The following is an 18,975-nucleotide window of genomic DNA, read 5'->3' as shown; positions in this document are numbered from 1 at the left end:
ATTACTATTTAGCTTTCCGGTTCGATAAACTACAAAAATTGGCTAACTGTCCAGACTAGAGCATGGTAAGTTAGTATTACAGAAAAAAGATATTTTTGTTTAGGTAAAGTTGATGGTAATATTTTAACAGTCCGTTTTACATTCCGAGATAATCATAAGAATTTTTAGAGCAGGATACTGGCGCAAAGGTAAGAGAATTTATGAGCAAGAGAATAAAATACACTGATGGGGAAATAGGGGAAGTAAAAAGAGTCAAAGATTTCTTGCCGCACCCTAGAGAACTTTTATTAAAAGATGATTCAATAAAAGTAACCATGTCTTTAAGTAAAGAGAGCGTAGAATTTTTTAAATCAGAAGCAGCAACTGCACATGTTCCTTTACTAGATAAATATACTAAGTATTATAAAGAAAATAAACGAGCATAACATACTCTTCTGCTTTTAAGAATTGCTCTTTGTTATCTGCATGAATTCACGTACTCACTTATTAAGTATAAACTGTACACACTCACCATTTGATAACAAATTCAATTCTTGAAATCATGCGAGTATACCATAAACTGAACTGGCGGAGAGAGGGGGATTCGAACCCCCGACACGTTGCCGTGAACACGCTTTCCAGGCGTGCGCCTTAAACCACTCGGCCATCTCTCCCAAATTTTTAGCATTGCCTGTATGGCTTCCTATGTCATTCTCACAAGGTATTGATGTTGTTGCATAGAGTAAAAAGCCTACTCGATATCATCCCAGCGGAAGCGAGGATCCCAAAAAATAAACCTATAACAACAAGTTTTTTATAGGTTTTACTGGATTCCCGGTTTCTCGCGGGAATGACATAAAACAATCTATGTCACAAAGCCTTTAGTCACTTGCAATGACGACTCGGGTATCCATACGACAAAGCTAAGACTTATTCTGAGAAAAAATATTATTAGCTTCTTCTAGCTCATTTTTAGTATTAACACCAACAATTAAATCATGATCAGTAGATAATAAATATGAAACTTTTTCACCGTGATTTTTACATATTTTTACTATTTCAGTTAAATAAACTTCCTTATGACCGTTAGTATTAGTAGCAAATAAAGGTAAGTATTTATTTAAAATTTCGCTACTGAAAGCCATAATACCTGAATTACAAAGCTTTATGTTTTTCTCTTCTGCGCTTGCATTTTTATGTTCGATTATCTCTAAAAATTCACCATTTTTATCAGTAGATATTCTCCCATATTGAACCGGATTTGCTCTCTCAAAGCTTAAAGTCACTAATGCAGAATTAGTAAGGCTTAAATAAGCTATTAATTCATGCATAAGTTTTGGAGTAATAAGAGGATGATCAGCGTACAAAACTAATATTGTTTTATTTTTATTAATTAAATCTATTGCTACATAAGTAGCATGAGCTGTGCCTTTAGGTTCTGCTTGCAGTACAAAGCGACACATATTTTCATAGGGCATTAAATGTTTTTTAAGTTCTTCTGAATACACTATAATTACATCATTTGTAACGTTAAGCGAATTCTTTAATACCGTTTCAAGCATTGGAACTCCACCGACTGGATGCATTACTTTCGGTAAATCGGACTCCATTCTAGTACCTTTACCGGCTGCTAAAATAATTATTTGATAATTTGCATCGTTATAAGTCATGGTTCTCCTTGTATTATTTCGTAAACATCATCAGATAACTCATAATTCCCAAAAACTCTTTGCACATCATCGCTTTCTTCTAAAACTTCCACAAGCTTTAGTAATTTTTCGGCTTTTTCCTTATCATCTATAATTATTGTATTTAATGGGATCCAGCCTATATACGAATCTTCAGGTATGCCGTATTTGCCAGTGAAAAAGTCTAGAACTTTAGAGAAATTTTCAATATCCGTATAGATTGTATGGGTGGTATCATCGGATATAATATCATGCCCCCCGGCTTCTATGACTGCCTCTAAAACATCTGCATTAGATGCTATATTTATTGGATACTGAATAACGCCGCAATGGTTAAATAAATAATTGACACTACCGGTTTCGCCTAAACTCCCACCATATTTAGTAAAACTAGAGCGTACTTCTGCAGCAGTGCGGTTTTTATTATCGGTTAACGCTTCAACTATTATAGCAATACCATTCGGTGCATAACCTTCATATCTAATTTCCGTATAATTTTCGTTATTAGAAGACTCATTAGCACTATTAAGAGCTTTATCTATTCTTTCTTTAGGGAGATTGTGACTACGTGCAGCGGTTAAAGCATTTCTAAGACGTGGATTATTTTCAGGGTTATTAGAAGAACCGGTTTTAGCTGCAGTAACTATTTCACGAATTAATTTAGTGAAAACTTTTGCTCTTTTTTTATCTTGAGCCCCTTTACGATGCTGAATATTTTTGAACTTTGAATGACCGGCCATATTTATTTCTTTTCTTTCAAAAGTAGTATTATATACTCTGAAGTAAAATGAAAAGTAATATACGAAGATCAACTGGAAAAAGAGCAAGGAGTCTGCAAACCGAGGAGCGGAGCATATAATAAACACTCAGCATCCGAGGACTTACAAAGACGACGTAGCTAATTTTTCAAGTTCATCGAGTATATTTTTTTCTCCACAAATGATTAATTAACCTTGTTTTGCTTTAAATCTTTTATTCTTTTTATTTATTACAAAAATTTTGCCTCTTCTTTTAACGATCTGACAATCTTTATCACGTTTTTTTAACGATTTTAATGAGCTAACAACTTTCATAAAATATACTTTTACATTTAATTTGGATTGATAATAAACATGTTTATTTAATCAGTCAATTAGGTTCTGTACTCTTGTAATAGAATAATCATAATTATGGCCATTTTTAGTTGCAAATTATAAGATTTTTTTGAAATATGAATAACTATTTCTGCAAAAATCTTATTAATTTTTGCTAAAAAACATCTCAAAATTATAATCATTAATCAAAAGTGTACAGAACCTAACAATTTAAAGCATTTTTAAAAAATACCATGTTTCGTGGTTTTTAACTATAAATTTAACCAATAATTACAAAGGGATCAAATTATGAATAAATATTCATTATATAACTTTACTCAAGAAACCATAAATGAAATCAAGCAAAATGGAAGAGAATGGAGTTTAAACAAACCATATTATGATGAATTGCTTGTTGAATTACCGAAATTAGTTCAAAAATTTGATCTATCTGAAATAATTACAAAAGTAGATTATAGATTATCCAGGTAAACGTGTATCCATATTTAATGCAGTAAGGGAGCGAGCATCATATGCTCAACTTGCTAAATGGGCTGAGAATGCTATTCAAGATGAGCAGCAAGGTGAAAATGAAAAAGCTAATAATCAAGGAAAGCTATAAAAGCAGTATTAGAGCATGCTAAAACATCAGGTATAGATTATTGTAGTTTAATAAGAGGCTGGGAAAATAATAAAGGGGCAGCACAAGGCAATCAGATACTGACACTTCTTTTAAACAAAGTGAAACAAAATATTGACTTAAGTATAGATGAACTAAAGATAGCTAAAATCATAATAGACGCAGCAAATAAAGGAGGATACGGCTTATACGCTATTCCAAATAATTATAAAAATAATGAAAATGCAAAACATGCAGCTAACGAACATAAAAAATGGTATGAAAGCGTAATTAAAGATGATGATTTTTCAATGTTAAGCTTTAAGCTATAGTGTGGATACAAGCTCTATATTGCAAGAAAAAGATCTAATTGATCTATCTGAGGATAATTCTACTATATCTCCAGAAATGTCAAAGGAACAAAATAATCTTAACGATCAACAACTTGCAGCTTTGGTTCATCAAGCAACTGCTCACGCTAACAGAGAGGAAATACCACATATACAACCTTCTACTAGTTCTAATAGAGGAGAGAGCGGTACAGTAGGTATGCAATAAGGATTTAGTAACATTAATTAATGCCGGAGTTCAAGCTTTAGATGGGACTACTAATCCTCAAGATGCTCAAGGTAGCACTGCTGAAGACTTTGTAATACAAGTAAGTAATCTTTTGCAAGCGACAGGAGGCGATATTAATAATTTGTTGGATATGGTACCCGATATATTAGGTAATCCTCAAAACACTAATGATGCTGCTTGGGATTTAGATTAAATCCTTACCTCTTACATGCTATAACTTCCCTTGCTTCGTAAGATAAGTTATGGTAGGCTAGTTTATCTTATTGTAACTCAAGTTATTTTAGCGTTGCCGGTATGGTTTGGGAATTATGCCAAAATTGTTATTGCGAGCGACTACAAGGAGCGTGGCAATCCAGTAAAACGATAAAAAAATTCTGTAAATCAGAATTGTTTACTGGACTGCTGCGTCAATTACTCCGTAATTTTCCTCTCAATGACGTTAAAACCATACTACTCCTATTATTATCCTGTATCCTTTTCTCTAAGCCGGCTATTGCCGATCCTGAAATAGCTGAATCCTTTAAATGTTCAAAACTTTTTCCTTACTTTGAAAAAAAATTTAATATCCCATCTAATACGTTACATTCAATAGCTTTAAAAGAATCGGGGAAAAAACATACAACCCGTAAAATTACAATAGTATGGCCTTGGACAGTAAATGTTGAAGGAAAAGGCTATTATTTTAACACAAAAAGAGAAGCCGTAAGTTTTGTTAGAGTAGAGCTTATAAAAGGGCGAGAGAGTATTGATATCGGATGCATGCAGATTAACTTAAGGCATCATTTAGGGGCTTTTAATTCCCTTGAACAGGCATTTGATCCAAATAATAACATTCGTTACGGTGCAGAATTTTTGCGTTCAAAATATGATCAGCTAGGGAGCTGGCACAAGGCGATAGCTCATTATCATTCGGCTACACATTCTTTAGGGTTTAAATATAAACAAGATGTAGTTAAAATAGCAAGTAATATGGCTCTTTATAAAGCATCCTTACATAGTTATCTAAATAATAATGAAGGGGCTTTAGAAGATACAATTCCAGTAAATAATAACAAAGTTCAAAAAAAATCACTTTTTAGTGGCAATAAAAGATACAGAAGTAGTATTATGATACCGGTTCCTGCTAAAATTAATTAATTCTATGAATATTAAATTAATTACATGTTTTTTAATATTAGTAAGTGCGGTAAAAGTAAATGCCGATTTTAACAATATTCAAGATAATTTTGAATATCAGAAAGAGCAATTAATAATAGAATTACCTTGGAGCGATTGTACCGAAATTCATAAATTATTAGAGGAAAAATTATCTTTTTCAGAACAACAAATAAAAAAAGAAAATAAAATTCGTGAGAAATATAAACAATTTTATTTAAAACATAATAATCCTACTAATTTTTCTATGCAATTTCTTGAGAAAAAATCTGAGACTAATGGAGTAGAAACTTTAATATCAGGTTTTTTAAAATTTTGTGAAGATAATTTTCAAACTAGTAAAAGTAAATCTCATTCCCTAAATTATTATATTAAAAAACAACAAGACCAATGGTTTAATGATATAAGAAATGAGAATTACAAAATATATTATAGAAAAAAATACGAAGATAATATCTTTAGAAATAATTAATTAAGGCAACTATATATCTTGTATAACCTAAATTGTTTCGATAATTTTATATAAAATTGTGTTAGTATAGTTAAGTGTTAGATTTTAAAAGTGTTGTTGATTTATTCGAAAAATTACCTACTGAACAAAAGTGCATAATTATTTTACTGATATACGTTGGGCTAACGTAGCTTATTGTCCGTATTGCGGCAACCAAAAGATTTTTCATTATGCGGATGGAACGAATCACAAATGTTAGGCATGTAAAAAGCGTTTTAGTATCAAAGTTGGCACAATTTTTGAAAATAGTAAGATTTCTTTAAAGAAATGGTTTACAGCAGTTTTACAAGTGACTACGCAAAAAAAAGTTTATCATCGTTACAGCTTTCAAGAGATATTAATGTTACCCAAACAACTGCATGGTTTATGCTTCATAGGATTAGAGAAGTGACTAAACTAGAAAGTTTTAGTATGCCTTTAAAAAGTACTGTAGAAATAGATGAGACGTATATTGGTGGTAAAGAAAAGAACAAACATCAAAATAAAAAAAACTAAAAGTACACAAGGTGGCAGCACAAAGACAACAACCGTTGTAATCGGCATGATAGAGAGAAACGGTAACGCTAAGGCTCAAGTTATAACAAAAGTTAATTCAAAGACCATAGAAAAAATTGCAATAAATAATATTCTAATAGGGTCAACTATTTTATCTGATGAATGGGGAGCTTACAAGGTATTAGAACAGTTATATAATCATGAATATATAAATCACGACTTAGGTAAATATATAAGAGAGTCTGTGTCCACAAACACGATAGAAAGCTTTTGGGCGTTGTTTAAGCGTGGTATAATCGGACTCTTATTCTATTAGAAAAAAACACATGGAGAGATATTTAAACGAGTTTGTATTTAGGTGCAACCATAAAAACTATAATGTAAGAAATATGTTTAATGCTATACTTTTAAATACAGGTAATTATTGATTTTATAAAGCCTTGGTAGGTCGGTATGCAACTCAAAGTAGTTAAAAACGGAGAATTATCTTTTAACGAGGTTTTAGCAATGATAGGTCAAGCTCCGTTAAAAATTAATTCTCCAGAGATTGCAGAAGACAAAATCCCTAAACTATTTATAAAATTTATAAAATGGACAGGGGAAAAAGAAGCCTTATCAAAGAGTTGTGCTTACGCTTACCTGCTAGTTACAATAATCATTATGAGTCTTTAGGGGGAGCCCTTTTTTGCACTCGTTCCAGACAAAGCTATTATATCAGATATAAACTTAGATTTCATACAAGGCAGTTAAAGATGAAGCTCGAGCATTAGTTGAGCTGTTAGCTAAGCATAAAGCTAATCACTCTCAAGATTATTACTATGCTGTTAGAAAGAACGCAAATAGCGATAACCCTATTGAGATAGCAACACGTTTCATATACCTTAACAAGACTTTTGTTATAATGGTCTTTATAGAGTAAATAGCAAAGGAGAGTGCAACGTCCCGATGGGAGCTTATATGAATCCTAATATTCTTGATAAGGATAACATACTTGCTTGCGTGTAGTAAAGCTTTACAAAATGTTGAAATAATATATCAGGATTTCAGCAATATTTCGCCTAAGCCTAAAGATTTCGTTTATATAGACCCGTCATATCAACCTATTAATAAAATACTTCATTTACAAAATATACAAAGCTTGGCTTTACAGAGGCAGATCAGGTTAAGCTTTATGAAAAATGCAGAGCATTACATAAGAAAGGTGTATATTTTATTTCAAATTCAGATAGCGATTTTATATTATATCATCCAGAACGTCACCCTAATTGCCTAGTTATAGAATCTAAGTGGCAACAATCAGGAGGATCGGTTGATGAAAAATATACTTATCTTGTGCTAAACATAAAAAAAACAAGGAATTTATGATACTATAATAATAATTGATGGTGATGGATATAAAAAAGAAGCCTTGAAATGTTTCAAGGATCAAGTTGGCAGTAATTTAATAGAAGTGTTTAGTATGTCTGAATTTACATCTTGGGTAAATAAAAAGAAAATATAGGTTATACAAGTATATAATTCCCTTAATTTATTTCAGTACTTGATTAATGTATACTAACTGTTAATATACAGGGTTATTTATGTTAAAGAATTTTATATTAGTATTGTTGTGTATAAGTAGTTATAAATCTCTAGGAGAATCTAATAAGACCGAGAACAATGTTTCAGCGATAGAAAGAAAAAAAGTTTCTAGTAATGATAAACAACTAAAACCTGTCTACTTAGAGCATTTTGATCTAACTGCGGATTTAAATCCTACAGAAAAAAGCCTGTTGAGTTTAGAACCTTTATCACCTAATAATAACAATACGAAACCTATAATTGTAGATATTCAGGAGACTTTTGAAGGGCTAGATAGAGTTAAAGGGGATGATATTCGCACTGCAAGACAGAGAGAACTTGTTCAAAATAGTTTGCTAGGAGATTTTTTAGCGGGTTTTATTTCTCGACCGCCACCAACAATTTTAGGAGAGAAAATTCAAGATAGGAGAAGATTATATATTCAACAGACTAAAGCTAAAAAATCACCGAAATAATGCAGTAGAGGCGATAAGTAACAGCTTATTTATCAAGCATGCAGCTAATGATATAATAAGTCGATTAGGGATGATTGATAAGGATTTTTCGGATATTCTAGAAATATCGGCTAAATGCGGTTATCTTACGAGCTTACTAAAAAATGCTTATCGAAGTGCCGATATTACCGTAACAGATATGTCGCCTTTATTGCTTGATTCTTTTGAGCATAATCATAAATTATTAACCGATGATGAAGATTTAGCATTGCCAAAAGACTCTTTTGATTTAATTATTTATTCATTAGGGTTACACTGGATAAATGATGTACAACGCTTTTTATCTAATATAAGAATATTTTTAAAATCTGACGGTATTTTTATCGGTAATTTTGTCGGAGGAAATAGCTTAAAGAATTTACGTAAATCCTTAATAGATGCCGAAATAGCAAGTGATTTTAAGCACTCTCCTCATATTGCTCCTTTTATTCATTTTGCTCATGTTCCGATTTTATTTTCGCAAGCAAGATTTGCCGAAGTAATTGTTGACTATGAAAATATAGAGCTAAAATTTGATAATCCTTTAGCTTTAATGAGAGAAATAAAAAATATAGGTGAGGCAAATTCACTAAATGCTAGTCATAATTATGCTATTTCTAAAAAGATGTTTTCTTTACTACAAAATTATACAAACGGTTTTGAAGATAATATTAATTTAATTAGTTTTATTGCTTCACCAAATAAGAATAGTATAAGATTAAAGTTGTTATAAAGGTGGTAGTGGTGTATTTTAGCAGTATTACATCATTGCAAGGAAATTATGTAAGTAATTGACAAAGCAATCTCAGGATATTTGACAAGATTGCCACGCAGCCTATGGCTCCTTGCAATGACGATCCAACAATTTATTAAGGTCAAACAAATATGCAAGAATTTGATTTAGTGGTAATAGGTAGCGGTCCAGCCGGTTATACAGGCAGTATTAGGGCTGCTCAACTTGGTATGAAAGTAGCGTGTATTGAGAAAAGCGATACTCTTGGCGGCACTTGTTTAAATATAGGATGCATACCATCGAAAGCTTTACTGAATTCTTCCGAAAAATATGAAGCAGCTCTAAAACATTTTGAGAATATAGGTATTACTGCGGATGTAAAATTAGACTTACAAAAAATGCTAGCTAATAAAGATAAAGTAGTTCTTGATCTCACAAAAGGTATAGAAAGTCTCTTTGCCAAAAACAAAGTTACTAGGATAAAAGGTGAAGCTAAAATTAGTTCTAGTAATATCGTTGAAGTAAATAAAGAGCAAATTAAAGCCAAAAATATCCTAATTACTACAGGTTCCAGCGTCATAGAAATACCGAATATCAAAATAGACGAAGAATTTATTGTTTCATCTACCGGTGCTTTGAAACTTTCTAAAGTACCTGAGAACTTAATAGTAGTAGGCGGAGGGTATATAGGCTTAGAACTTGGTTCAGTTTGGCGTCGTTTGGGAGCTAAAGTAACAGTTATTGAGTATGCACCGAGCATTGTACCTATGCTTGATAAAGAAATTGCTACACAATTTATGAAACTACAGCAAAAACAAGGTATAGAGTTTAAACTGAATACTAAAGTGCTATCTGCTGAAGTAAAGTCAGGAAAAGTAAATCTAACAATAGAGGAGGACGGTAAGAGTTCAGTAGTAACAAGCGATGTTGTGTTGATGGCGGTAGGCAGAAAAGCCTATACGCAAAATCTAGGGCTTGAGTCTGTCGGTATTATTACGGATAAGCAAGGTAGCATTGAGATTAATAACCGGTTCCAAACAGCAGTTTCCAATATTTATGCAGTCGGTGATGTGGTAAAAGGAGCTATGCTTGCTCATAAAGCCGAGGAAGAGGCTGTAGCTGCCGTAGAAATTATGGCAGGGCAGGCAGGACATGTTAACTATAACTTAATTCCAAGCGTAATATATACTTATCCTGAAGTAGCAAGCGTCGGTGAAACGGAAGAACAGCTAAAAGAAAAAGGCATTAATTATAAAGTCGGTAAGTTTCCGTTTTTAGCAAATAGTAGAGCAAGAGCAATCGGTAGTACGGAAGGTATGGTTAAGATCCTTGCCGATAGTAAAACCGATAGGGTTTTAGGAGCTCATATTATAGGAGCTGATGCAGGTACATTAATTGCCGCGCTTACGGCTTATATGGAATTCGGAGCAGCTTCAGAAGATATAGCAAGAACCTGCCACGCTCACCCAACTTTAAGCGAGGCTATAAAAGAGGCAGCACTTAGTGTAGATAAGAGGACTATTAATATTTGATATATTTCTACGTCATTGCAAGGAAAAACTGTAAGTTTTGACGAAGCAATCTCAAGCGTCCTGCTTTATGAGATTGCCACGCTCCTTGCAGTCGCGGCGTTGTTGCATGGCTTGAAAAACCAGTTCGTTGTCATACCATGGCTTGACCACGGTATCCAGTAAAACCACTCAAAATACTAATAATATTAGTATTTTTAACTAGATCCCACGAACAAGTCGTGGGATGACAGAGATGAAGCGAGCCCCACAAGGCCTTCAGTCGCTCGCAATGACGAATTTAAGGATATTTATGACCAAACAAGAGCTGCGTCTTTATTTCAAAGAATTTTTAATAAAAAACCAAGATAAGATTAATTCCGATTTAGTCAAAAACTCTCTAATCAATAAAATTAGCCGGTTATTACAGGAGTTAAAAGTAAAGACAGTAGGACTTTACTTTCCTCTAAAATACGAAATTAACTTACTTGAAATAACAAATTTACATCCTGCAATAAGATTCTTCCTACCGAAAATCATAAAAAATGAGATAAAATATTGTTCTTATCATTATAACGATCAATTGGCTTTAGGGGCTTTTAAAATCTATGAACCTATAAATAATGATTTTTTTATTCCTGAGTTAGTTATTATCCCAGGACTTGCGTTTAGTAAGGAGGGTTATAGACTTGGATACGGCCAAGGACATTTTGACCGATATCTTAATAATAACCGCAATATATTAACCGCCGGAGTTTGTTTAAAAGAACAATTAATAGATAATTTTCTGATTGAATCTCATGATCGTAAGCTTAAATTTATGATTTCGGTATAATAACCTTAACTTTATTGTATAAAATATTAATTTATATTTAATTATAAAAATCAACTTAGGGTAAAATGGTTGATATAATAAAAAAATTGTTGTATTGATCGGTGTACCTTTTGCTTTTTTTGCACAAGCAGTTGGAGATTGGCTAGAAACAGGACAAATATCCGGCGATACTCAGACTGGAGATATTTGCCTTCAATTAGCATTAGTAGGGACACTGATCATAGCCCAGGCATTTAGTAACTTGCCTGATTATGTATACAACGAATATGTCAAAGTAGTACAAGATAGTGAGATATAAGTTACATTAGTGGGCTAATTGTTTTCTATTCATAATAGGCTACAAGTTATTCGATTTATAGCTTTTTTCTTATAAGTTATTACACAAACTTATTATTTCATCTTTATATTTTTGTTTGTGTAAATATTTGCTTTTTAAATTTAGATTTTTAAAATCCTTGTGATTCAATGGCGGGTATTTACTAAGCTTTATTAAATCTTCATCTAAAATAAAATGCTTACGAGGAATATTTATAGTTTGTGCATTCTCTTCACGATAAGCTGCAAGCATTTGAATTTTGTGATTAAAACTCTTATCATCACTTCCATATTTTATTTTTTTCCAAGCATCTTTCGGCTCAACCTTATAATTTCTAACATCTAATAAAGCACTAAGAGTAGTTTGATATTTATTAGTTAAATTATTTCTAACAATTATATTATTTAACTCTTTATATATCTTATACAAATACTCCACGTCTAACATTGCATAATTTAACATATCACTAGTAATAGGGCGTTTTAGCCAGTGAGATTTTTGGTGGGTTTTATCGATAGTAATACCGATTAGCTTATAGCAAAGGTCATCATAGCTTAGCTGTTTACCGAATCCGCAAATATTTGCTGCAATTTGTATATCAAAAACATTAGCAGGTAGTGTTTTAAATAAATTATAGAAAATCTCTAAATCTTCACGAGGAGCATGAAATATTTTAGTAATATTATTATCTGCAAGCAGCTGATTAAAAATATTCAGATCTAAATTACTTAATGCATCAATTATTCCGCAATATTCTTCTGCTTTAACTTGAATTATACTAAGCTGAGCATAATAAGTATAGCGACGCTCAAATTCCGTATCTATGCTTAAGCATGCCTTATTTGCTAACCGGTTACAAAATTCTTCTAATATTTTTTGATTATCGATAATTTGCATAGAAGCTATTTATAAAGCTCCGATAATTTTTAAGAAAAGATTAGTATGAGATAACGACAGAACCACTTCAAGACCGATTAAAATAATAATAATCCACTCAAGTTTGGTGGAATGTTTATAATTAAGATCGTTTGAAAGAATGTCTAAAAGCTCGTGAATCATATTAAGACGATGATTCATTATATTTTGCCGTATTTCTATGTCTTGAAACTCTGCTGTCATGAGATATAGAGGCTCATAACTCGGACGACGCCAAAAAAATTCTGGAGTATCGAATATATCGCTATGCAAACTGATTGAATAACGCTCGTTAAATAATATACCTATTTGCTGTAATATCTCCTTTTTAGAAAGCGATACGCTACCGGTTCTAGCTAGTTCCTGTTGTATAGGGGTTGTCTGAACAATCAAGTTACTAACAGATTGCTCAAGAACGCTAAGTTTAACCGATTGTGCAAGAGCATGGGAAATAGAAAGTTTAACAAAAACTGATTTATCTGCTAAGATTATTTTATTTTTTTCTTCATCAATAAATGTTTTCTTGACTTCCGTATTATATTCAAAATAAATATAATCGGATACCGGCTCTTTAAGCTTATTTACTGGTACTAAATCAGTATCGCTTAAAACTATTTTTTCTTGAATTTCATCGCCGCCCCAAATAGTTACACAACCAAACGGAAAGAAAAATATCTCTATAAAATCAGAATCTTTATTTATCTCTTTCCGAATATATAAAACATCATCAAAATGTTGAGGTTCAAGACCAATCTTTTTTAAATTAGTAACTAGATCACTCATCTTATATTCGGAAGAAGTACAGTAAGATGAACATCTCATGATTATTCAGTTTAATTTATATAAATTTAGAGTATAGTAGTTAGGAACCTATAAAGTCAATAATATTATAATTATGTATGAAATATTAAGTAATAGAGAAGTTATCAAAATAATAGGTTTCGATTCCGTAAAGTTCCTACAAAATCTCATTACTAACGATATTTGTAAGAGTATAGTCAATTCAGTTGAATTCAGATACAAGGAGCGAGGAGCGAAGCCTATAATAATAGGTGAGACGACGAGTAACGCAGTAGGCGAGTCCAAATCAATTGACTATAATTATTGCTATACTTATTTGCTTAATAATCAAGGAAGATATTTATTTGATTTTTTCGTGTATGTTCATAACTCTGAAGAAATTTACCTTGATATTGATAAAAGTAATAAAGCTGCTTTGATAGAGTATTTAAACTTCTATAAATTTCGCTCAAAAATACAAGTAATAGATTGTAGTAACGAATATAAAGTTATCTACTCACTTCAAAAATTAGATATAGACTCGCTAATTACGGTTCGTGATCCTCGTTATGCTAAGCTTGGTTTCCGCTCAATAAATAAGCTCGATGTCATACCGCTGTGCGGTATCCAGACAATAATTAAAAAAGACTGGATCCCGTGGTCAAGCCACAGGGTGATAGAGGGGGAACCGCTCTCCTCAACAACATCTCCCCGTGAAAACCGGAATCCAATATACCTAGAAGATAAATATAATTTTGCAATAATAGATGGTGTGGAAGATTTAATCACAGATAAATCTATTCCAAATATGTATGGTGCTGAGGAGTTAAATGCAATTAGTTTTGATAAAGGTTGTTATGTCGGGCAAGAAGTGATTTCAAGGGCTAAATATCAAGGAGTTATAAGAAGAAAGATATATAAAATTACAGCAGATGAAGATTTATCTTCATTAGTTAAAGATGAAGAAATACTCGCAGATAACAATAAAATCGGCGTAATATGCTCAAGTTATCACAATAAAGCAATCGCCTTAATCAGAGAAGAAAAATATCTTGCCGATAAAGAAGCTGATGTTACCGTTAAAGGGATTAAAATCAACTTATCTCTCGCACCTTGGTATTAAATAATAGTTAATTTTTTAATAATTACTTGACATTTATCAAGTTTGCATGTATTATTATAATTATAAATAGACACAAACCATATTTCATGGTATTTTTTATAAAAAATTAATATAAATTGGAGACTTTTATGTATACACCTTTTCCATTATTAACTTCAGGAAACATACAATTAATACCGGCTATATTAAACAGAACTAATGTTAACAACAAACTTAATATTTTTGAAGCTCTTTGTAGTTTAATACCTCAACAATAAGATCAGAATGTTAAAAATGTTTTAGAAAATATTGCTGTACAGATATTAAACAAAATGATCCTCATCCCTGACACTAATTGGGATAAGAAAGATACAAACGGATACTTGAATGGGGTATTTGGAGTAATAGCTCCAATGTTATTGATGTATTTCATCATAACCCTGCACTTATGGCAAAATTTGTTTCAACTGAGAAAGCACAAATTCATAATTTTTTCTGTGTTGCTATAGAGTCGCATATTTCTGATGATTTCCGTAAGACACAAATTGAAAAATTTACACAATTAGGTTTAGATATTAATGATCTTGGTCAAGATAATCATATTGCTTTATATTCTACAATAAATATCCGCTTATTACTAATAATCCGAGTAATCAAAATATAAGTTTATTTCAAACTCAAATGGATAAATATTATAAAATAATTGAGAATCTAGTTAAATTTGGTGTTAATCCTTCGCTTGAAGCAAATAATATATTAAATTTATTAGCTACCGGTACTTTACAAATACAAAATACAATATCTAAAATGTCTGATAACGGTCATAAATATTTAGCTCAAGCAGGTTTTAAAACTTTAATAATGAATGTAAAGGAATTAGTAGAAAAAACATTAGGAAAGTGTAACCTTGAAAATTCTACCGGTGGTAATAATATGATTGCTACGCTTGGTAATATAATATGGTCTATTAAACAAGATATTTCAAAAGCATCCGGTCAAGCAAAAACATTGTTAATCAACAATTTTAAAGAACTGAAATCTTTAGCTGAGCCTATAATAGAAAAAATAGTAAAACTTCTTAGAAAAATGCATAAAAATACGCATACAAAACCTGATGTAAATTTCTATGATAAGAGTGGTAAAACACCACTTGATTGGTATAGCGATTATAACGCTACTAAAATCGTAGAAACTTTAATAAAAAATGGCGGTAATGTAAATCTTCAGTGTACTCAAGATGCAGCTGCTCCTAGCCATAGATTATTTTTAAACAATTCAAAAGTATAATGCTAGCAACCCAAAACTGCCAACTCTAAAAGCATTATTAAATAAAGAAAACAAGCCACCGTTTGATCCAAGTATCAAGATGGTAGGTAATAAAAACGGCAGCAGATGTATGAGAAGAGAAAAAAAACAGCTATAGTTGATGACAATTATTGTCATAATGCACTTGATGAGTACACAACTTGGTATAATAACGATTATACTGTAGCATCATTAGGTCAGGGCAGTAGAAGTTTAATCTTTATGAATATAAAAATGAGTCTTGTATGTCATTCCTAGCTAAAAGCGGCCTTATTGCATGGCTCGTTTATGTCATGTCCGCAGAAGCAGGAATTTCAGCATAAAGCGAGCTTTAAAAAAAATCTTTTAAAAAGTTTTGAAGTACTGGATTCCCGCCTACGCGGGAATGACATCGAGTCTTATGACACCCATGTGTATTCGTAGGAATGACATACTGTTTTAACTCCACAAAAATATTGTTTGTTTCTTTTTTTATCTTTATTATTATTTGCATAGAAAATCCCTATAACTTAAATCTATGCCAAATATAGATCTCCTTATTTTTACTAGCTTTTTAGCGATTAATTTGCTAGTTGGACTTCTAAATATCACAAATATAAAAAATATTTGCGAATATGCGATAGGAACAAGGAATTTTTCTACAGGTACAATAGTCGCAACTCTTATTGCTACTTGGATCAGTACTAGTACTTTTTTAATCGATAATTCAAGAATATATACGGACGGATTATTGTACTTATTACCTAGTATATTCGGTAGCGTTGTTAGTTGGTTATTAATTAGTGACTTTATAGCTCTTCGTTGTGAGAATTGTTTGGGTAGCTTATCGGCAGCAGAAATAATAGGGGAGGCGTATGGTAACAAAGTTCGTATTCTTACGTCGATAGTTAGTATATTAATGTCTATAGGTAGGATTGCCATGCAATTCCACGTAGCAAGTTTAATATTACAGCTATTCTTTAACATTTCAAATTTGTACATAGATTTATGTATTGCCACTGTAATAATAAGCTATTCTGCTTTTGGCGGTGTAAAATCGGTTACTTTTACCGAAGCCGTACAGTTTTTTACTTATAGTGCAATTATTCCAGTAATAGGAATTGTCGTATGGAATGTTTTTAGCGATCCGCATATAGTTATAGACTCAAATGTACAAACTCGTCTTACTGATTTACAAGGATTGTTTCACTATACTAGTCCTAAATTTTGGATTTCTTTAAATATTTTTATATATTTTGTGATTCCGTCACTTGGTCCTTCAATTTTTCAAAGAATATTGATGGCAAAAGACACAAGGCAAATATCACGAACATTTTTTATTTCGGCAGTTATTTGTCTTTTTTTATCCGTTTTATTCATTTGGATTGCAATATTATTATTGTCTCAAGATCCAGTAGTTAACACCAATGAATTGTTTTTACGGATCATTACAAGTTATATAGGATTTAAGGGGTTAATAGTCGGCGTTATTATGGCAATGATAATCGCAAGTACAAACGCTTATATTAACGTTGCAGTGGTAACTTTGACTAATGACATAATTAAAAAAGCTTCATTAAATTATAATTATATAACCGCAATTACTATAGGATTAATAGGTTTTATTATATCGCTCTACACTAAAGATTTAATAAATCTATTTTTATTATTGACTAGCATCTATTTACTGCTAATCACTTTGCCGTTAATTTTGTTAATATACGGTTTTAAATCAAGTGCCAAAAGTTTTTTTATCGGTATGATTACTGCAATATTAACTATTATATTGTGGCAAATATTTTCTTTAAGAGCAGTTCTAGGTATTTATCCGATACTACCCGCAACTATTGTAAATTTACTCTTTTTTCTTGGAAGCCATTATATTTTAAAGCAACCCGGAGGGTTTAGTTCTTTAAAAGAGCCGCTAACCGTTAAAATAATCAGGCAAGAGAGAGCAAGAAAAGGTTTGACTTTATTTCGTGATCTTAAGAATTTTAACATCTTTAAATATTGGGAAAGTACCCTACCAAATCAAAAAATTACTTATAGTTATGTCGGTATATTTATTTTAATATCGATGTTCTCATCTTTATATATCACATCAGGTAGCAGAATAATAAACCATTTGGAGATATATAATATTATTTACCATACCACACTTATAACTGCTGCAATATTAATTACTTATCCTTTATGGTCTTTAAAGTTTCAAAAGAATTATATTATATCTTTATCTTGGTTTGTGGCTACTTTCGTTATATTAATATTTTTCGGTAGTTTACTTGTTATATCAAGTTAGTTTTGATCAACTGCAATTAATGTGTTTGATAATTAACTTACTTATAATTGCAACGATATTCAGGTGGCAAGCTACTTTACTACTTATGACCGTTACGTTTGCTAGTATAGAGCTTTATAAATATTTTATGGATGAGAAGTTATTAATTAGCATAGGTAGTTTTCAATTCAAAGTAGTATATTCCTAACCTTATTTAGTAGCCTTTTAATAGTATGCTTAAAACCAAGGCAGGAGCAAGAAAAATTAGTTAACCTAAAAAATACTCCTTTAGGTAATAGAGTTAATTATAGAGAGCAGGCATTAGAGAAGTTACTTGATTTGAAACATGAGTTCTTACGTAATATAAACCATGAAATCAATACGCTGCTAACCGGTATTATTAGCCTTGGTGAAACCTTATGGGCTAATTATGATAAATTTAATGAAGATCAGCGTCGCAATGCAGTAGAGGTTATAGCTAAAAGCTCTATTAAATTAAATAGCTTGATAAATAATATTCTAGATTTTTCAAAATTATCCAGTCTTAATGATGCACTCAATAAAAAAGATATAAACTTAAGCGAATTGCTACATGAAAGGATTAAAATATGTAAGAAATTATATCTAAACGGCAAAATCTTAAATTTTGTATCTGATATTGAAAAGAATATAATTATTATATTCTTTTCAATTTTAACTGTGATCCTCATTATATTAAACACACATTCGCTAATCTAATAATAAATGCTATCAGCTATTGTAGTGAGGGAATAATAAACATTGATCTACACATGCAAGAAAATAATATCTTGTTTTATAGTATAAAAGACGATGGAATAGGAGTACTGAAAGAGGAATTGCAGAGTATATTCGGTGTATTTGTCGTAAGCTCTAAAACACGTACGGCAGGAGGTAGAGGAGTAGGACTTGCATTATGTAAGAAAGTAATAGAACTGCACGCCGGAAAAATTTGGGCAGAAAACAATAAACAGGGAAAGACTACTTTTATTTTTACGATGCCTTTGTAATTGAAAATGTCATTCCGTTGAGCACAGGAATACAGTACTGTTT

General features: G+C 31.5%; 30 protein-coding genes, 1 tRNA gene and 2 pseudogenes. 27 read left to right on the top strand and 6 right to left on the bottom strand.

Annotated elements, in window-relative coordinates; all coding sequences use genetic code 11:
• Window positions 1-200 precede the first annotated feature (200 nt).
• Window positions 201-425, top strand: coding sequence for a CopG family transcriptional regulator (locus ACHBLB_RS06670; protein WP_475841529.1), 225 nt, complete (start codon window positions 201-203; stop codon window positions 423-425).
• A 140-nt stretch (window positions 426-565) separates the two neighbouring features.
• On the opposite strand, the gene ACHBLB_RS06665 is transcribed toward ACHBLB_RS06670, so the two are convergent.
• From ACHBLB_RS06665 to ykgO, 4 genes are all read right to left on the bottom strand, one after another.
• Window positions 566-653 (bottom strand) — tRNA-Ser (locus ACHBLB_RS06665).
• 249 nt (window positions 654-902) lie between these two features.
• Window positions 903-1,649 carry a sugar phosphate nucleotidyltransferase gene (locus ACHBLB_RS06660; protein WP_475841527.1) on the bottom strand — a complete coding sequence of 249 codons (747 nt, stop codon included), beginning with the start codon at window positions 1,647-1,649 and terminating at the stop codon, window positions 903-905.
• Complete coding sequence (locus ACHBLB_RS06655) at window positions 1,646-2,407, bottom strand: YebC/PmpR family DNA-binding transcriptional regulator (protein ID WP_475841525.1); 762 nt, start codon at window positions 2,405-2,407, stop codon at window positions 1,646-1,648. The genes ACHBLB_RS06660 and ACHBLB_RS06655 overlap by 4 nt, the downstream gene beginning before the upstream one ends.
• Window positions 2,408-2,614: 207 nt before the next feature.
• Complete coding sequence (ykgO, locus tag ACHBLB_RS06650) at window positions 2,615-2,740, bottom strand: type B 50S ribosomal protein L36 (protein WP_004998227.1); 126 nt, start codon at window positions 2,738-2,740, stop codon at window positions 2,615-2,617.
• A 309-nt stretch (window positions 2,741-3,049) separates the two neighbouring features.
• Between ykgO and ACHBLB_RS06645 the strand changes: the two genes are divergently transcribed.
• The 17 genes and pseudogenes from ACHBLB_RS06645 to ACHBLB_RS06565 all read left to right on the top strand — a co-directional run bounded on the left by ACHBLB_RS06645 (window position 3,050) and on the right by ACHBLB_RS06565 (window position 11,527).
• Entirely contained in the window at window positions 3,050-3,232 is a 183-nt protein-coding gene (locus ACHBLB_RS06645) for a hypothetical protein (protein ID WP_014362890.1), read from the top strand.
• 249 nt (window positions 3,233-3,481) lie between these two features.
• On the top strand, window positions 3,482-3,691 hold the full coding sequence (locus ACHBLB_RS06640) for a hypothetical protein (RefSeq protein ID WP_475841523.1): 210 nt from the start codon (window positions 3,482-3,484) through the stop codon (window positions 3,689-3,691).
• A gap of 1 nt (window position 3,692) precedes the next feature.
• Complete coding sequence (locus ACHBLB_RS06635) at window positions 3,693-3,917, top strand: hypothetical protein (protein WP_475841521.1); 225 nt, start codon at window positions 3,693-3,695, stop codon at window positions 3,915-3,917.
• 315 nt (window positions 3,918-4,232) lie between these two features.
• Window positions 4,233-5,075 carry a lytic transglycosylase domain-containing protein gene (locus ACHBLB_RS06630; RefSeq protein ID WP_475841519.1) on the top strand — a complete coding sequence of 281 codons (843 nt, stop codon included), beginning with the start codon at window positions 4,233-4,235 and terminating at the stop codon, window positions 5,073-5,075.
• A 4-nt stretch (window positions 5,076-5,079) separates the two neighbouring features.
• Complete coding sequence (locus tag ACHBLB_RS06625) at window positions 5,080-5,565, top strand: DUF2532 domain-containing protein (protein ID WP_475841517.1); 486 nt, start codon at window positions 5,080-5,082, stop codon at window positions 5,563-5,565.
• A 130-nt stretch (window positions 5,566-5,695) separates the two neighbouring features.
• Window positions 5,696-5,803 (top strand): transposase, encoded by a 108-nt coding sequence (locus ACHBLB_RS06620; RefSeq protein ID WP_155114716.1) that lies wholly within the window; start codon window positions 5,696-5,698, stop codon window positions 5,801-5,803.
• Between the two features lie 68 nt (window positions 5,804-5,871).
• Window positions 5,872-6,099, top strand: coding sequence for a hypothetical protein (locus tag ACHBLB_RS06615; protein ID WP_475841515.1), 228 nt, complete (start codon window positions 5,872-5,874; stop codon window positions 6,097-6,099).
• Entirely contained in the window at window positions 6,059-6,415 is a 357-nt protein-coding gene (locus tag ACHBLB_RS06610) for a transposase (RefSeq protein WP_475841513.1), read from the top strand. The genes ACHBLB_RS06615 and ACHBLB_RS06610 overlap by 41 nt, the downstream gene beginning before the upstream one ends.
• Window positions 6,416-6,552: 137 nt before the next feature.
• Complete coding sequence (locus ACHBLB_RS06605; protein ID WP_475841511.1) at window positions 6,553-6,771, top strand: hypothetical protein; 219 nt, start codon at window positions 6,553-6,555, stop codon at window positions 6,769-6,771.
• 264 nt (window positions 6,772-7,035) lie between these two features.
• Window positions 7,036-7,104 (top strand): annotated as a pseudogene (locus ACHBLB_RS06600) (DNA adenine methylase); the annotation flags it as partial.
• 207 nt (window positions 7,105-7,311) lie between these two features.
• Window positions 7,312-7,464 carry a PD-(D/E)XK nuclease superfamily protein gene (locus tag ACHBLB_RS06595; RefSeq protein ID WP_475842798.1) on the top strand — a complete coding sequence of 51 codons (153 nt, stop codon included), beginning with the start codon at window positions 7,312-7,314 and terminating at the stop codon, window positions 7,462-7,464.
• Between the two features lie 43 nt (window positions 7,465-7,507).
• Window positions 7,508-7,600, top strand: coding sequence for a hypothetical protein (locus ACHBLB_RS06590; RefSeq protein WP_475841509.1), 93 nt, complete (start codon window positions 7,508-7,510; stop codon window positions 7,598-7,600).
• Between the two features lie 79 nt (window positions 7,601-7,679).
• The gene (locus tag ACHBLB_RS06585) at window positions 7,680-8,135 is read left to right on the top strand and encodes a hypothetical protein (RefSeq protein ID WP_475841507.1); all 456 of its coding nucleotides are present in this window, start codon (window positions 7,680-7,682) and stop codon (window positions 8,133-8,135) included.
• A gap of 31 nt (window positions 8,136-8,166) precedes the next feature.
• Window positions 8,167-8,886 carry a methyltransferase domain-containing protein gene (locus tag ACHBLB_RS06580; protein WP_475842796.1) on the top strand — a complete coding sequence of 240 codons (720 nt, stop codon included), beginning with the start codon at window positions 8,167-8,169 and terminating at the stop codon, window positions 8,884-8,886.
• A gap of 152 nt (window positions 8,887-9,038) precedes the next feature.
• Complete coding sequence (gene lpdA, locus ACHBLB_RS06575; protein ID WP_475841505.1) at window positions 9,039-10,418, top strand: dihydrolipoyl dehydrogenase; 1,380 nt, start codon at window positions 9,039-9,041, stop codon at window positions 10,416-10,418.
• A gap of 289 nt (window positions 10,419-10,707) precedes the next feature.
• Complete coding sequence (locus ACHBLB_RS06570; protein WP_475841503.1) at window positions 10,708-11,229, top strand: 5-formyltetrahydrofolate cyclo-ligase; 522 nt, start codon at window positions 10,708-10,710, stop codon at window positions 11,227-11,229.
• Window positions 11,230-11,323: 94 nt separating this feature from the next.
• On the top strand, window positions 11,324-11,527 hold the full coding sequence (locus tag ACHBLB_RS06565; protein ID WP_475841501.1) for a hypothetical protein: 204 nt from the start codon (window positions 11,324-11,326) through the stop codon (window positions 11,525-11,527).
• Window positions 11,528-11,596: 69 nt separating this feature from the next.
• On the opposite strand, the gene ACHBLB_RS06560 is transcribed toward ACHBLB_RS06565, so the two are convergent.
• The gene (locus ACHBLB_RS06560; RefSeq protein WP_475841499.1) at window positions 11,597-12,442 is read right to left on the bottom strand and encodes a ribonuclease D; all 846 of its coding nucleotides are present in this window, start codon (window positions 12,440-12,442) and stop codon (window positions 11,597-11,599) included.
• Window positions 12,443-12,451: 9 nt separating this feature from the next.
• Entirely contained in the window at window positions 12,452-13,243 is a 792-nt protein-coding gene (locus tag ACHBLB_RS06555) for an RMD1 family protein (RefSeq protein WP_012150942.1), read from the bottom strand.
• A 112-nt stretch (window positions 13,244-13,355) separates the two neighbouring features.
• Here ACHBLB_RS06555 and ygfZ point away from each other — a divergent pair, with 112 nt between their 5' ends.
• From ygfZ to ACHBLB_RS06510, 9 genes and pseudogenes are all read left to right on the top strand, one after another.
• Window positions 13,356-14,363, top strand: a complete 1,008-nt coding sequence (gene ygfZ, locus ACHBLB_RS06550) for a CAF17-like 4Fe-4S cluster assembly/insertion protein YgfZ (RefSeq protein WP_475841497.1) — start codon at window positions 13,356-13,358, stop codon at window positions 14,361-14,363.
• 128 nt (window positions 14,364-14,491) lie between these two features.
• The gene (locus tag ACHBLB_RS06545; protein ID WP_475841495.1) at window positions 14,492-14,620 is read left to right on the top strand and encodes a hypothetical protein; all 129 of its coding nucleotides are present in this window, start codon (window positions 14,492-14,494) and stop codon (window positions 14,618-14,620) included.
• Between the two features lie 54 nt (window positions 14,621-14,674).
• Window positions 14,675-15,006: pseudogene (locus ACHBLB_RS06540) on the top strand (hypothetical protein).
• Window positions 15,007-15,023: 17 nt separating this feature from the next.
• The gene (locus ACHBLB_RS06535) at window positions 15,024-15,629 is read left to right on the top strand and encodes an ankyrin repeat domain-containing protein (protein WP_012150939.1); all 606 of its coding nucleotides are present in this window, start codon (window positions 15,024-15,026) and stop codon (window positions 15,627-15,629) included.
• A gap of 105 nt (window positions 15,630-15,734) precedes the next feature.
• Entirely contained in the window at window positions 15,735-15,905 is a 171-nt protein-coding gene (locus tag ACHBLB_RS06530) for a hypothetical protein (protein WP_475841493.1), read from the top strand.
• 259 nt (window positions 15,906-16,164) lie between these two features.
• A complete protein-coding gene (locus ACHBLB_RS06525) occupies window positions 16,165-17,925 on the top strand; it encodes a sodium:solute symporter family protein (protein ID WP_475841491.1) in 1,761 nt (586 codons plus the stop codon).
• Window positions 17,909-18,112, top strand: coding sequence for a hypothetical protein (locus ACHBLB_RS06520; RefSeq protein ID WP_231284201.1), 204 nt, complete (start codon window positions 17,909-17,911; stop codon window positions 18,110-18,112). Before ACHBLB_RS06525 ends, ACHBLB_RS06520 begins: the two co-directional genes overlap by 17 nt.
• Window positions 18,113-18,243: 131 nt before the next feature.
• Window positions 18,244-18,642 (top strand): sensor histidine kinase, encoded by a 399-nt coding sequence (locus ACHBLB_RS06515; protein ID WP_475841489.1) that lies wholly within the window; start codon window positions 18,244-18,246, stop codon window positions 18,640-18,642.
• The gene (locus ACHBLB_RS06510; RefSeq protein WP_475842794.1) at window positions 18,585-18,932 is read left to right on the top strand and encodes a sensor histidine kinase; all 348 of its coding nucleotides are present in this window, start codon (window positions 18,585-18,587) and stop codon (window positions 18,930-18,932) included. The genes ACHBLB_RS06515 and ACHBLB_RS06510 overlap by 58 nt, the downstream gene beginning before the upstream one ends.
• The last annotated feature ends 43 nt before the right edge of the window (window positions 18,933-18,975 follow it).

The organism is Rickettsia lanei (assembly GCF_056242675.1).
Note: the sequence above shows the minus strand (reverse complement) of the source record. Positions and strands in the feature narration are given on the sequence as shown.

Excerpts from the sequence above, each read along its gene's own strand:
- ACHBLB_RS06585 (WP_475841507.1), top strand. The coding sequence starts at position 7,680 with ATGTTAAAGAATTTTATATTAGTATTGTTGTGTATAAGTAGTTATAAA.
- ACHBLB_RS06560 (WP_475841499.1), bottom strand. The coding sequence starts at position 12,442 with ATGCAAATTATCGATAATCAAAAAATATTAGAAGAATTTTGTAACCGG.
- ACHBLB_RS06570 (WP_475841503.1), top strand. The coding sequence starts at position 10,708 with ATGACCAAACAAGAGCTGCGTCTTTATTTCAAAGAATTTTTAATAAAA.
- ACHBLB_RS06535 (WP_012150939.1), top strand. The coding sequence starts at position 15,024 with ATGGATAAATATTATAAAATAATTGAGAATCTAGTTAAATTTGGTGTT.
- ygfZ (WP_475841497.1), top strand. The coding sequence starts at position 13,356 with ATGTATGAAATATTAAGTAATAGAGAAGTTATCAAAATAATAGGTTTC.
- ACHBLB_RS06525 (WP_475841491.1), top strand. The coding sequence starts at position 16,165 with ATGCCAAATATAGATCTCCTTATTTTTACTAGCTTTTTAGCGATTAAT.
- ACHBLB_RS06670 (WP_475841529.1), top strand. The coding sequence starts at position 201 with ATGAGCAAGAGAATAAAATACACTGATGGGGAAATAGGGGAAGTAAAA.
- ACHBLB_RS06555 (WP_012150942.1), bottom strand. The coding sequence starts at position 13,243 with ATGAGTGATCTAGTTACTAATTTAAAAAAGATTGGTCTTGAACCTCAA.
- ACHBLB_RS06660 (WP_475841527.1), bottom strand. The coding sequence starts at position 1,649 with ATGACTTATAACGATGCAAATTATCAAATAATTATTTTAGCAGCCGGT.
- ACHBLB_RS06605 (WP_475841511.1), top strand. The coding sequence starts at position 6,553 with ATGCAACTCAAAGTAGTTAAAAACGGAGAATTATCTTTTAACGAGGTT.
- ACHBLB_RS06655 (WP_475841525.1), bottom strand. The coding sequence starts at position 2,407 with ATGGCCGGTCATTCAAAGTTCAAAAATATTCAGCATCGTAAAGGGGCT.
- ACHBLB_RS06530 (WP_475841493.1), top strand. The coding sequence starts at position 15,735 with ATGTATGAGAAGAGAAAAAAAACAGCTATAGTTGATGACAATTATTGT.
- ACHBLB_RS06645 (WP_014362890.1), top strand. The coding sequence starts at position 3,050 with ATGAATAAATATTCATTATATAACTTTACTCAAGAAACCATAAATGAA.
- ACHBLB_RS06615 (WP_475841515.1), top strand. The coding sequence starts at position 5,872 with ATGGTTTACAGCAGTTTTACAAGTGACTACGCAAAAAAAAGTTTATCA.
- lpdA (WP_475841505.1), top strand. The coding sequence starts at position 9,039 with ATGCAAGAATTTGATTTAGTGGTAATAGGTAGCGGTCCAGCCGGTTAT.
- ACHBLB_RS06545 (WP_475841495.1), top strand. The coding sequence starts at position 14,492 with ATGTATACACCTTTTCCATTATTAACTTCAGGAAACATACAATTAATA.
- ACHBLB_RS06625 (WP_475841517.1), top strand. The coding sequence starts at position 5,080 with ATGAATATTAAATTAATTACATGTTTTTTAATATTAGTAAGTGCGGTA.
- ykgO (WP_004998227.1), bottom strand. The coding sequence starts at position 2,740 with ATGAAAGTTGTTAGCTCATTAAAATCGTTAAAAAAACGTGATAAAGAT.
- ACHBLB_RS06630 (WP_475841519.1), top strand. The coding sequence starts at position 4,233 with ATGGTTTGGGAATTATGCCAAAATTGTTATTGCGAGCGACTACAAGGA.